This is a genomic window from Amycolatopsis sp. NPDC051102 (assembly GCF_040682815.1).
Classification (GTDB): domain Bacteria; phylum Actinomycetota; class Actinomycetes; order Mycobacteriales; family Pseudonocardiaceae; genus Amycolatopsis.
Genome location: NZ_JBFBBT010000006.1, coordinates 327,210 through 339,475 on the forward strand (window position 1 = coordinate 327,210; position 12,266 = coordinate 339,475).

Genomic DNA, 12,266 nt, shown 5'->3' on the forward strand with positions numbered 1-12,266 from the left:
CCGGTGGCGCAACGCTCACTTCGCGTGCTCGGACGTTCACCGAATGCGCGTCGGGGACTTGATCAGTCGTGTGACCTGCAGAGACGCCGTGTGATGACGCGCGTCCGACGAAGGAGCATTGACACATGGGGTGGTCACCACGCCCGCGCGCGGTCGCTCGCGCGCTCACCGGTCTCGTCGCCGCGGCCCTGCTCGGCACCCTCTCCGTGACCGCCGGCGCCCCCGCCGCCTCGGCCGCGAGCCAGGAGGGCGCCGGGCACCGGGTCGGCGGCCAGCAGGGCTCCGGCCACGAGGTCTGGCTGGGGTCCTACGTCGTCGGCGGGCAGCAGGTGTTCTGCGTGAGCTTCCTGCTCCGCGCGCCGGACACCGACGAGCAGTACAAGCCCGGCGACGAGCTGCTCACGAAGTGGGGCACGAAACTCCCCGCCGACCAGGCGGCGAACATCTCGTACCTGCTGCTGCGCTACGGCGACACGAAGAACGCGGACGAGGCGACCGCGCTCGCGCACCTGCTGCACTCGTGGACCGCGGCGCCGCGCACCCCGGCCGACCTCGACCCGGGCCTGCCCGCGGACAAGATCGCCTACGACGCGCCGGGGCACCTCCACTTCATGCGCGACCACTTCCCCGCCGCGGCCGACGCCGTCGAGCGGCTGCAGACCGACGCCGAGACCAACCGCGGGCCGTGGACCGCTTCGGTGACCACGCCCAAGGGCGACTCCCACCTCGGCGAAGCGGCCGAGTGGACCGCCACCGTGAAGAACGCCCACGGCGAAGGCGTCGAGGGCGTCGCGGTGAAGCTGACGGCGACCGCCGCCACCCTCGACGGCGAGAAGGCCGACAGCACCGCGGGCAACGCGAGCCCGCAGGCCGCCGCCAAGGAGGTCACGCTGAAGACCGGCGCCGACGGCACCGTGCGCGTGAAGCTGACGCCGACCGGCGACAAGCCGAAGCTGGTGGCCTCGCTGACCGCGCCGGCCGACCGGCCCTACGTCCGGCTGCCGGTCGACACCACGGCGCAGCGCGTGGTCTCCACCGGCGGTGAGAAAGAGCTGACCGCCCAGGGCGTCGTCAACGTCGCGAAGCCCGGCCAGGTCCAGGTGACCAAGACGGACGCGACCACGGGCCAGGGCGTCGGCGGTGCCGTCCTGCGGATCACCGGCAAGGACAAGACCTCCGCGGCGCTCGGCCAGGACGGCAAGCCGCTCACCGGGGCCGACGGCAAGCCCGCCGTCGTCACCACCGACGGCAAGACCGGGAGCGTGACGGTCGAGGGCCTGCGCGCCCCGCAGGAGATCTGCGTCGTCGAAGCGAGCCCGCCGCCGGGCTACACGAACGCCTTCGACCCGCAGAACCCCCCTTCGGCCTGCGGCACCGTGAAACCGGGCGAGACGCTCGCCCTGACCGTGACGAACAAGGCCAACGAGGTCCCGCGCGCGATCCCGGCAGGCGACCAGCCGGTCGCGCGGGCACAGGGCGTCGTCGAAACGAGCTATTCCGTGCCGGGCGTGGCCGGGCTCGGCCTGCTCGTGCTGCTGGCGGCCGGGCTGATCGGGTTCGCCGCGCGGCGGGCGTCCCGGCGGTAACGGCGTGGCGCACCACGACGACGACTGGCAGGACTCGCACTGGTTCGCCGACGAATGGCACCGGGGCACCGGCTGGGCGGTCGCCGACGACGAGCCGCCCGGCCCCCGGGATCGGCGCGCGCCGAAACCCGGCCGGGGCCGGCTGCTCGCCGGCTTCGCCCTCGGCGCGGCGACGGTGCTCGCGGCGCAGTTCGGCGCCACCGCGGTGACCGCGCCACCCGTGGCCGTCGTGGCCGGCACGGCACTGCCCGCCGCCGGCGCCGCCGGAGCCGCGGCCCCGGCGACCACGGGCACCACCACGGCACCCGCGGCGTCCACGGCTCCCGCCGTGCCGGCCGCGCAGGCGTCGCCCTCGGCACCACCGCCGTCCCCGCCGCCGCAGCGGCCGGGCACCCTCCGGCTGCCCGGCGGCGGGACGGCGACGCTGGTGCGCACCGACCTCGGCCCGGGCGGCGAGCTGCCGGTGCCCACCGACATCGGGCAGGCGACCTGGTGGGGCGCCGCCCTCGACGCGGCGGGCGGGGCGAGCGTGTTCGCCGGCCACGTGAACTGGCGGGGCGCGACCGGGCCGTTCGCCGAGCTGTGGAACGCCCGGATCGGCGCCGAAGTGACCATTGTGGACAGTGCGGGCAAGACGTGGCGGTACCGGATCTCGCAGCTGGTCACCGTGCACAAGAGCGACCTGCCGGCGCGCGCGGACTACCTGTTCGGCCCGTCCGGCCCGCACCGCGTGGTGCTGGTGACCTGCGGCGGCCGCTGGGTCGGCGGCGCGGACGGCTACGAGGAGAACCGCGTCGTCACCGCGGAGCCCGAATAAGTTACTCGTGGGTAACATCACGTTTCGACACGGTGGTCACCGATCTCGCCATGCAGCAGAATGCCCAGGGTCAGGGCTGCGGAGCGAGAGGTGAGTCGGATGGCGACGTTCTTGGTGACCGGGGCGACCGGACTGATCGGGCGTCACTTCACCCGGTTGCTCCTCTCCCGTCCCGACGACGACCGCGTCGCCCTCGTCGTGCGCGCGTCCTCCCGGGCCAAGCTGGCCGCGCTGGTCGACCAGTGGCCGCACTCCGACCGCGTCACGCTCGTCACCGGCGACCTCGGCGAGCCGCTGCTCGGCGTGTCCGACGCCGACCGCGACGAGCTGCGCGGAACCGTCGACCACATCGTGCACCTGGCCGCCCTCTACGACCTCACCGCCGACGACGAAGCCAGCATCAAGGCCAACGTGGACGGCACTCAGGCCGTCGTCGACCTCGCCGCGGACCTGCGCGCGGGCTGCCTGCACCACGTGTCGTCGGTGGCCGTCGCGGGCGACCACGAAGGCGTCTTCACCGAGGAGATGTTCGACGCCGGGCAGCGGCTGGTCACGCCGTACCACCGGACCAAGTTCGAGGCCGAGAAGATCGTCCGCGAGCAGGACCGGGTGCCGTGGCGGGTGTACCGGCCCGCCGTCGTCGTCGGGCACTCCGAGACCGGCGAAATGGACAAGATCGACGGCCCGTACTACCTCTTCCCGGCGATCAACCGGCTCTCCGGGCTGCCGGACGTGCTGCCGATCGTCGGCCCGGACCTCGGCGACACCAACATCGTGCCGGTCGACTACGTCGCCAAGGCGCTGCTGGAGCTGGTGGTCAAGCCGGGGCTCGACGGCCACGCCTTCCACCTGGTCAACCCCGAGCCGCAGCCGGTCGTCTCGGTGTACAACGCCTTCGCGCGGGCCGCGGGCGCGCCGACGATCACCGTCCAGCTCGGCGAAGGCATCTCGAAGCGGATCGTCGGGCTGGTCAAGCTGACCGAGCACATCCCCGGCGTCACCATCGCCCGCGACGCCGTCATGGAGCGGTTCGGCATCCCGCCGGTGCTGCTGGACACGATGGCGTTCCCCTCGGTGTTCTCCTCGGCCGAGACGCGCAAAGCGCTGGCCGGCACCGTCGAGGTCCCGCGGCTGGAGGAGTACGCGCCGACGCTGTGGCGCTACTGGCGCGAGCACCTCGACCCGTTCCGCGCCCGCAAGCACGGCCCGCGCGGCGAGCTGGACGGCCGCCGCGTGATCATCACCGGCGCGTCATCGGGCATCGGCCGGGCGACGGCGCTGAAGGTCGCGGCGGCGGGCGGCGTCCCGCTGCTCGTGGCGCGGCGCCAGCACGAGCTGGAAGAGGTCCGCGACGAGATCGTCGCCGCCGGCGGCACCGCGTCGGTGTACCCGGCGGACCTGACCGACGAGGACTCGGTGCGCAAGGCCGTCGACGCGATGCTGGCCGAGCACGGCCGGATCGACATGCTGGTCAACAACGCCGGCCGGTCGATCCGCCGGTCGATCAAGCTGTCCTACGACCGGATGCACGACTACGAGCGCGCGATGGCGATCAACTACTTCGGCGCGGTCCGGCTGATCCTCGCGGTGCTGCCGCACATGTCCGAGCGGAAGTTCGGGCACATCGTGAACGTGTCGTCGATCGGCGTGCAGGGCATCGCGCCGCGCTTCTCGGCGTACGCGGCGTCGAAGGCGGCGCTGGACTACTTCTCGCGCATCGCGGCGACCGAGACGCACGGCGACGGGATCACGTTCACCACCATCCACATGCCGCTGGTGCGCACGCCGATGATCCGCCCGACGAAGATCTACGACGCGTTTCCGACGAAGTCGCCGGAGCAGGCCGCGGACATGGTGATGAAGGCCCTCATCGAGCGGCCCAAGCACATCGGAACCCCGGCCGGGCAGGCGATCGGGCTGGCCTACACGCTCACGCCGGGCCTCACCGACGCCGTCGCGTACCAGGGTTTCCGGATCTTCCCGGATTCGGCCGCGGCGGGCGGTTCGGGCGAGCTCAAGATCGGACGTGGCGAGAAACACCTCTCCCGCGCGGCGATGGCCTTGGCCCGGCTTTCGCGCGGGTTCCACTGGTAACTGAGGCTTATTCGGGTTAGGCCGCCGCACCCCGCGCGCAGACCGCTGGTCAGCACAGATGTCATGCGGCGGCCGACGGCTGCATAAGCCTCACTGAGGGTTTCCGGGGTGAGGCCATTCCGGCGACACGGCGACACGTGTTGGTGATTCGTTAAGCCGGAAGGCGGAGGCGGCGGGTGCCCGGGTACGGTCGGGCCCATGGTTCCTGAGCGCGACCCCGCCGCAACCGCCCTCAACGGCCTCCTCCCCCTCCGTCGTGAGTACACCCAGGCCTGGCACGGCTTCGACCGCAACGAGGTGCGGCAGTACCTCGACCACATCGAAGGCCAGCTGCGCCGGGTGCTCAGCGAACGCGACGCCGCGGTGGCGCAGGCCGCCGCCGCGACCCGCGACGTGGAGGCCGTCCGGCAGCAGGTCGCCTCGCTGGAAGCCCGCGTGGAGGAGCTGAAGAAGCCGCCGGAGCGGCTCGAGGACCTCGACGAGCGGATGCAGCGCACGGTCACCCTCGCGCAGGCCCGCGCGGACGAGATCATCAAGCGCGCCGAGGTGGCCGCGGAGAAGACGTGGGCGGCCTCGACGGAAGCGTCGACGAAGCTGCGTGAGCGGTACACGAAGCTGGTCGCGGAGCTGGACAAGCAGGCCGACCTGCTGCACTCGGAGCACGAAAGCGCCCTGGCGGAGACGCGCGCGGAGGTCCAGCGCCTGACCGTCGAGGCGGCCCAGCGGCGCGAGCTGCTGGACAACGAGGCGGAGCGCAAGCGGCGGAAGCTGGAGCGCGAGTTCGAGGCGTCCCTGGCGGCCCAGAAGGCGGCGCTGGAGAAGCACGTCGCGGACCAGCGCACGGCGAGCAAGAACCAGGCCGAGCGCCGGCTCGCGGAGGCGACGGCGGAGGCGAAGCGACGTCTCGACGAGGCCACGGCGGAGGCCAAGCGGCGTCTGGACGAGGCGACCACCCAGGCGGCCCAGCGCACGACGGCGGCGAACCGCAAGGTCGAGCGGCTGGCGGAGATCCGCGAGCAGGCGCGCAAGAGCCTGGCGATGGCGGAGGACATCCTCAACCGGAGCGAGACGCAGCTGGCGGCGCTGCCGGAGGAAGCGGTGATCCCGCAGGCGTCGAGGCTGGTGGGCGGCGACGGGGACGAGTCGGCGACGACGCCGTCGGCGCCCGTCGTGCCGGTGGTCCAGCCGTCGGTTCCGAAGGCGGCCCCGGCGCCGAAGCCCGCGCCGCAGGCGGCGAAGGCGGCACCGAAGCCGGGGAACGCGCCGGCGAAGCAGAACGGACCGGCGACCAAGCCGGCGAACGGGAACGGCGCGAAGCCGCTGTCGCCCGCGGCGGGCAAGCCGGGGGCCTGAGCACCCTTTCGCGAAGGCCGCCTCGAGCGATCGGGGCGGCCTTTGCTGCTTTCCGGGGCTGAGCAGCCCCCGTTTTCCACGCTACCGGTGGGGACCGACAGTTTCGGATCGTCAGCCGCGGCCGGCAGCCGCTCTTCCACCGGCGGGCAGTTCCCTGGCCGGTGTCGGCTCGGCTCGGCTCGGTGGGTGGCTAGTTGCGGGCCGTTCGCGGCCAGGGGTTGGCCGACTCCAGCTGGGCCGCCAAGCCCAGCAGCAGGGACTCCTCCCCCGGACGCGCCACCAGCTGCACCGAGGTCGGCAGGCCCGAAACCGCCGAGCGGCCCGTCGGGACCGTGATCGCCGGATAACCCGCGAAGTTCCACTGGCCCGTGAAGCCCGCCAAGCGCGTCGACGGCAGGACGTTCGGCAGCCACCCGCGCTCGTGCCAGCGGCCCGCCTTCACCGGCCAGTGCGACAGCGTCGGTGTCAGCAGGACGTCGTGCTCCGCGAAGAACTCCTCCGCCCGCGACACCCAGCGCCGCTGCGTGGACTCGCGGATCAAGCCCGCCCGCTGGACCAGCCGTCCCGCGCGGACGTGCGCTCGGGTCCGCTTCTGCAACGCCGCGAAGCTGAAGCCGCGAGCCTGCTCCGCCGGGCCGGCCAGCCAGCGGGCCGTCATGCCCAGCACCATCGTCGGCGGGTAGCGCGGGGCCGCCGGGGTCACCGTGTGGTCTTGGGCGGCCAGCACGCCCGCCGCCGTCGAGACCGCCGCCACCAGCTCCTTCGGGACCGGTGTGTGCAGCAACGGGACCGTTGTCGACATGCCGATACGGACCGAAGACGGCGATGGCACCGAAGCCAGCGAAGGCGCGGCAGCCAGCACCGACAGCAGCAGCGCCGTGTCGGCGACCGTCGTGGCCAGCGGGCCGTGGACCGACATGCCGAACCAGCCGCCTTCGCGCAGCAGGTCCGCGCCCGGCTTCAGGCCGACCAGGCCGCACATCGCCGCCGGCAACCGGACCGAGCCCATTCCGTCCGAACCGTGGGCCAGCGGGACCATGCCCGCCGCCACCGCCGCCGCACTGCCGCCCGACGAACCGCCCGAGGCGTACGTCGGGTCCCATGGGTTGCGGACGATGCCGTCCGGGTCGTCGCTCATCGGCCAGATGCACAGCTCCGGCACGCGCGTCAGCCCCACCAGCACCGCGCCCGCCGCGCGCAGCCGCGCCGCGATCACGTCGTCCGCAGTCGCCTTCGTGGACGGCCCCGCCAGCGAACCGTGCGTCGCGTACTCGCCGGCGATCTCCGTGACGTCCTTGACCGCGACCGGCACCCCGGCCAGCGGCAGCGACGCGAGATCGGGCCGCGCGGCCACCTCGGCGGCTTCCTTGCACGCCTCCTCGGCGCGCACCCGCCGGAAGGCGCCGACCACGCCGTCCGCCGCCGCGATCCGCTCCAGGGCCTCCTCGGTCACCCGCACCGGATCGAGCTTGCCCGCCCGGACGGACGCCGCGATCTCCACTGCCGTGAGCACCATGATCGCGACCCTAACCCACGAAAAGGTGACAGTGGCAAAGAAAACGTCTCAGATGGCGCCGGCCCGCAGCGCGTAGGCGACGGCGTGGGCGCGGTTGTTCAAGCCGCAGCGGGTCATCAGGCCGTACAGGACGTTCTTCACGGTCCGCTCGGAGTAGCACAGCTTCGCCGCGATCTCCTCCGTCCCGAACCCCTCGGCGACCAGCCGCAGCACATCGCACTCGCGCGCCGCGAGCCCGGACAGCGTGAGGCCGTTGGGTTCCAGGACGTCCTTGCGCATCCGCTGCACCTGCGCGAGCAGCGCGCCCTGCAGCCGCGGCGGCAGGTTCGCCGTCCCGTCACCCGCGGCGAGCACCGCCGTCACCAGCTCGGCGCCGCCCGTCTCGCGGCGCGGCAGGACCGCCACCACGCCGCATTCCAGCGCCGCCATCAGGTCGCTCTCGCGGAAGTGCTCGACCACCAGCACGACGTGGGACGCCTTCGCCGCGCGGATCTCGCCCAGGACGGCCTCGGTGACGTGGTCCTCCATCACCAGCAGCACGTCCGGCACGAGGTCGGTCAGCCGGACGTCCGGGTGCGCGTCCAGCAGGCTCACCGCGCCGGCGTGCGTGATCGGGTCCGAGGCGAGGACGCTCACTTCGACGGGCTTCATGCCCGCAGTGTGGCCGGGACGTCTTCACGCCGTCCCTATTCCGCCTTCACGCGCGTGAAGACAGCTCCCCGAACGCCGCCCGCGCCCGCTCCAGGCAGTCCGGCAGCCGCGCGGCCGCGCGCGCCCAGTCGCGCCGGGCACGCAGGTACTCCTCCCGCGCCTCGGGGGTCCAGCCGGCCAGCCCCGGCTCCACCCGGGACTCCAGTTCGGCGAGCAGCTCGCCCAGCTCGCCGGAGATGCCGTCCATCCGGTCCAGCACCAGACCGGCGAAGCTGAAGTCGAGCCGGGTCACGGCAGGCGCGGCCGCGGCATCGGGCCGCCGGTCGTCTCCAGCAGCTCCGCCAGCCGCGAGAGGATCACGTCGTACTCCTGCTCCCAGTCGCGCATCGCCTGGCCGAACCGCACCGACGCCTCGCCGCGCCACGACGCCTGCGCCATCGCCATCTCGCTGTTGACGTCGCGAAGGCGAGAGCGGGCTGCGTCGAGGGCGTACGCGAAGCTGGCAGCGGCCCGCTGCATGTCATCGGTCGGCATGCGGAGCTCCTCTCGGGCTCCCCGAGCCTCGCGCACCGCGGGGCCGGCGCGGAACCCGCCCGCGCGGGCGTTGCCCGAATGTCCGCCATCCTTGCCTGCCGGTTCACGGCTTCCGCGTATGCTCACGGCAGGCATCCGGCGCGTGACGGTTCGTCGCGCACGAAGGGAGACCGATGTCGGCCGCGGACGGCTCCGCGCTGCCCCCTTCTGGGGCCGAGCCCCAGACCCCAGCCGGGGGGCGAGCCCCCCTGGACCCCCCAACCGCGTCGTTGAGACTCCAGCTGCTGGGCCCGATGAAGGCCTTCCAGGGCGATGTGGAGCTCGACCTCGGCTCCGCGCACCGGCGGACGGTCCTCGCCGCACTGGCGATGCACCCGAACCGCACGGTCTCGCGCGAGGAGCTGATCGACGCCGTCTGGGGCGAGGCGCCGCCGCAGAGCGCACAGGGCTCCATCTACACCTACGTCTCCGGGCTGCGGCGCGCGCTCGAACCCGGTCGCGCCAAGGGTGAAGGCCCGCAGCTGCTCGCGTCGATCGGGTCCGGCTATTCGCTGCGCCTGGACGCCGGCGCGATCGACGTCCACCGGTTCGAAGCCCTGCGCGAGCAGGCGCAACGCCGGCAGGCGGCGGGCGATCTCCGCGGCGCACGCGAAGCACTCGACGAGGCATTGGGCCTCTGGCACGGCGTTCCGCTGTCCGGCCTGCCCGGACCGTTCGCCGCCGCCCAGCGCGCGCGGCTGACCGAAGTGCGGCTGGCGACGATCGAGCGGCGCGCCGAAGTCGTGCTGGACTCCGGCGGGCACGCCGAGCTCGTCGCCGAACTGACCGCGCTGACCCGCGAGCACCCGTTCCGCGAAACGTTGCGGGGCCTGCTCATGCGGGCCCTGGTCAAGGCCGACCGGCGGACCGAGGCGATCGCGGTGTACGCCGACATCCGCGACCGGCTCGTCGAGGCGTCGGGCACCGAACCGGGCCCGGCGCTGCGGCGGCTGCACGACGAGCTGCTGCAGAAACCCGCGGCACCGCCGCCGAATCCGCCGCCACCGCCGCGTCCGGCGCGGTTCCCGGCCGCGGCGAGGCCGGAACGCGCGGAGATCTTCGTCGGACGCGAGGCCGAGCTGGCCCGGCTGCGCGAGGCCGTCGACGGCCTCGAGGCCGGCGTGGGCCGGTCGGTGTGGCTCGAAGGCGAGCCGGGCAGCGGCCGGACGGCGCTGCTCGCCGAACTGCTCGCGATGACCCGGGACCGCCACCCCGCCTTCGCCGCCGCAGACGCGCTGGACCAGCGGTTTTCGCTGCGGCCGTTGCTCGACGCGCTGGGCGTGCACCCGCGCGCCACCGACGAGCGCCGGGCCGCGCTCGCGTCGCAGTCGGGCGAGGACCCGGTCGACGGCGTGCTCGAGCTCGTCCGCGAACTGTGCGCGGAAGCGCCGCTGGTGCTGGTGGTCGACGACCTGCAGTGGGCGGACGACACGACGTTGCGCGTCTGGCGCTACCTGAGCCGGGAGACGCGGCAGCTGCCGCTGCTGCTCGTCGGCGCCTGCCGCCCGGTGCCGCGGCCGGCCGCGCTCGACGATCTGCGTGCCGAGCTCGACAACGATGACATCACCCTGCTCGCGCTGCCGCCGCTGGCCGAAACGGCCGCGCGCGAGCTGGCCACCGAGCTGGTCGGCGCACCGCCCGGGCCGGGGCTGCAGCTGCTGGTGTCCTACGCGGCCGGGAACCCGCGCTACGTCCGGGAAATCGTCGAGACGCTGCTCGCGCAGGCGATGATCGTGCTCGACGGCGTCCACGCGCACCTGGACGGCGACTCGTGCCAGAGCATCCCGTCACCGCTGGGCTCGCGGATCACGCTGTACCTGAACTTCCTGTCCAGCGGGACCCGCGACACCCTGCGCTGGGCCGCGCTGCTGGTCGGGGAGTTCACGCTGGCGGACATCGCCGTCGCCACCGAGCGGCCGCCGACGGCGCTGGTGGGCGCGGTGGACGAGGCCATCGCGTCCGGCGTGCTCGTCGAGTCGGGCGACCGGCTGGCGTTCCGGCACCCGCTGGTGCGCCGCGTGCTCTACGAAAAGACGCCCGCGGCGATGCGGGTGGCGCTGCACCGGCAGCTGGCCGAGGCGTTCGCCGCCGCGGGCGTGCCCGCCGACCGCGTCGCCGGGCAGCTCGCCGCGGCGCCCGCGCAGGTGGATCCGTGGGTGACCGCGTGGCTGCTGGAGCACATCGGCACGGTCGCGACCGAGACCCCGCGGGTTGCGGTGGACCTGCTGCGCCACGCCGTCACGCAGGGCACGCTGCCGCCGGACGCGCGGGAGACGCTGACCGCGACCCTGGCCCGGCTGCTGTTCTGGCTCGGCCGGGAACCCGAAGCCGAGGCGCGCTCGGTGGTAGCGCGAACATCCGACAGCCGGCGCGCGGCCGAGATGCGCTGGATCCTGGCCTACGTCTACTACCGCCGCGGCGACTTCTCCGAGGCGACCGCCGAGCTCAAGCGCACCCTCGACGACGCCGACGTCCCGGAGATGTGGCGCGGGCGGCACGAGGCCCTGCTGGCCACGCTCGAGAAGCTCGGCGAAGAGACGGCCCTGGCCCCGGCCGGGCTGCACCCGCTGGACGACGCGGCGCTGGCCGTGCCGAACCTGGACAGCCTCGACGAGGCCGCCGAGCCGCTCGACGCCGCCCGGCGCATCGCCGCGACCCGCGCGGTCCCGGGCGAGATGCACCTGGCCGGCGCGGTGCACTACTACTGGCTGGGCCGCTGGCCCGCGGCACTGGCCGAGCTGGACGCGGTGATCCGCGACGGCGCCGAGACCGCGTCCTACGTGCTCCGCAGCCCCGGTTCGGCGTTGCTGGTGCACGGCGTCGGCGCGCTGATCGCCGGTCACCGCGGCGAACCGGCCCAGGCCAGAACGCACCTGGACGCGGCCGACAGCCGGCAGTGGCCACCGGGCCTCGAACCCGACGGCGGCGACTTCCTGCTCGCGGCCCGAGCCCTGCTGGCCGAGCAGGAGGGAAGGCCGGAGGCGGCGCTGACGGCGTTGCTGCCGCTGCTGGAGGACAACTACCCGCCGGCGGCCCGCCACCAGTGGCTCCCCGACCTGATCCGGATCGCGTTGTCCCTCGGCGACGGGCAGCGCGTGCAGGAGGCATTGCGCCTGCTCGAGCCCGAGGGCGACACCCCACCGGCCCACGCGGCGGCAGCCGCGCACTGCCGGGGGCTGGTCGCCGGAGACCCGGCACCGGTCCTGACGGCAGCGGGGCACTACCGGGCGGCGGGCCGACTGCTGAAGCAGGCGAAGGCGACCGAGGACGCGGCGATCCTGCTGGCGGAGTCCGGAGAGCTGACCGAGGCGCGCACGGCATTCCGGGCGGCGCTGACGGCGTACACGGGAATGGGCGCGGTGTGGGACGTGCGGCGCGCGGAGGCCCGGATGCAGCCGTTCGGCATCCGGCGGGCGCATCCGGTGCGGTCGCGGGCCGTCGCGGGGGAATGACCCCGGGAGCTGCCGCATCACGCAGGCCTTGCCCAGGCTAGGCCCCCTCGCCATGCAGGCGGCCCGAGCTCCGCACAGCCCGCCCCGCGACCCGCCGCACCTCGGCCGCCACGCCATGCGGCCACCTTGCTCCGTACCTCCCTGCCCCACCGCCGCAGCGCGCCCCGCCTCGCTTCGCCGCACCCCCGCCGCACGCCCCCTCGTCCCGCCCGGCGGTCCCCGCG

Annotated in this window: 9 protein-coding genes; 5 read left to right on the plus strand and 4 right to left on the minus strand. The window is 73.9% G+C overall.

The window, feature by feature from the left end; genetic code table 11:
- Positions 1–125 precede the first annotated feature (125 nt).
- The 4 genes from AB0M93_RS20550 to AB0M93_RS20565 all read left to right on the plus strand — a co-directional run bounded on the left by AB0M93_RS20550 (position 126) and on the right by AB0M93_RS20565 (position 5,850).
- The gene (locus tag AB0M93_RS20550; protein ID WP_364275665.1) at positions 126–1,586 is read left to right on the plus strand and encodes a hypothetical protein; all 1,461 of its coding nucleotides are present in this window, start codon (positions 126–128) and stop codon (positions 1,584–1,586) included.
- A gap of 4 nt (positions 1,587–1,590) precedes the next feature.
- Positions 1,591–2,403: a class F sortase gene (locus AB0M93_RS20555; protein ID WP_364275667.1), complete on the plus strand. Its 813-nt coding sequence runs from the start codon at positions 1,591–1,593 to the stop codon at positions 2,401–2,403.
- A 99-nt stretch (positions 2,404–2,502) separates the two neighbouring features.
- Positions 2,503–4,497, plus strand: coding sequence for an SDR family oxidoreductase (locus tag AB0M93_RS20560; RefSeq protein ID WP_364275669.1), 1,995 nt, complete (start codon positions 2,503–2,505; stop codon positions 4,495–4,497).
- Positions 4,498–4,695: 198 nt separating this feature from the next.
- Positions 4,696–5,850 (plus strand): cell division protein DivIVA, encoded by a 1,155-nt coding sequence (locus AB0M93_RS20565; RefSeq protein WP_364275671.1) that lies wholly within the window; start codon positions 4,696–4,698, stop codon positions 5,848–5,850.
- A gap of 190 nt (positions 5,851–6,040) precedes the next feature.
- Here the strand turns inward: AB0M93_RS20565 and AB0M93_RS20570 are convergent, their stop codons facing one another.
- From AB0M93_RS20570 to AB0M93_RS20585, 4 genes are read right to left on the minus strand one after another with little or no spacing between them, the layout of a single operon-like run.
- A complete protein-coding gene (locus AB0M93_RS20570; protein WP_364275673.1) occupies positions 6,041–7,366 on the minus strand; it encodes an amidase family protein in 1,326 nt (441 codons plus the stop codon).
- Positions 7,367–7,414: 48 nt separating this feature from the next.
- Positions 7,415–8,017: a response regulator transcription factor gene (locus AB0M93_RS20575; RefSeq protein ID WP_004560905.1), complete on the minus strand. Its 603-nt coding sequence runs from the start codon at positions 8,015–8,017 to the stop codon at positions 7,415–7,417.
- A 46-nt stretch (positions 8,018–8,063) separates the two neighbouring features.
- Positions 8,064–8,309 (minus strand): hypothetical protein, encoded by a 246-nt coding sequence (locus tag AB0M93_RS20580; protein ID WP_364275674.1) that lies wholly within the window; start codon positions 8,307–8,309, stop codon positions 8,064–8,066.
- Positions 8,306–8,551, minus strand: coding sequence for a WXG100 family type VII secretion target (locus AB0M93_RS20585; protein WP_364275676.1), 246 nt, complete (start codon positions 8,549–8,551; stop codon positions 8,306–8,308). The genes AB0M93_RS20580 and AB0M93_RS20585 overlap by 4 nt, the downstream gene beginning before the upstream one ends.
- A 293-nt stretch (positions 8,552–8,844) precedes the next feature.
- Here AB0M93_RS20585 and AB0M93_RS20590 point away from each other — a divergent pair, with 293 nt between their 5' ends.
- On the plus strand, positions 8,845–12,042 hold the full coding sequence (locus tag AB0M93_RS20590; protein WP_364275678.1) for a BTAD domain-containing putative transcriptional regulator: 3,198 nt from the start codon (positions 8,845–8,847) through the stop codon (positions 12,040–12,042).
- Positions 12,043–12,266 lie beyond the last annotated feature (224 nt).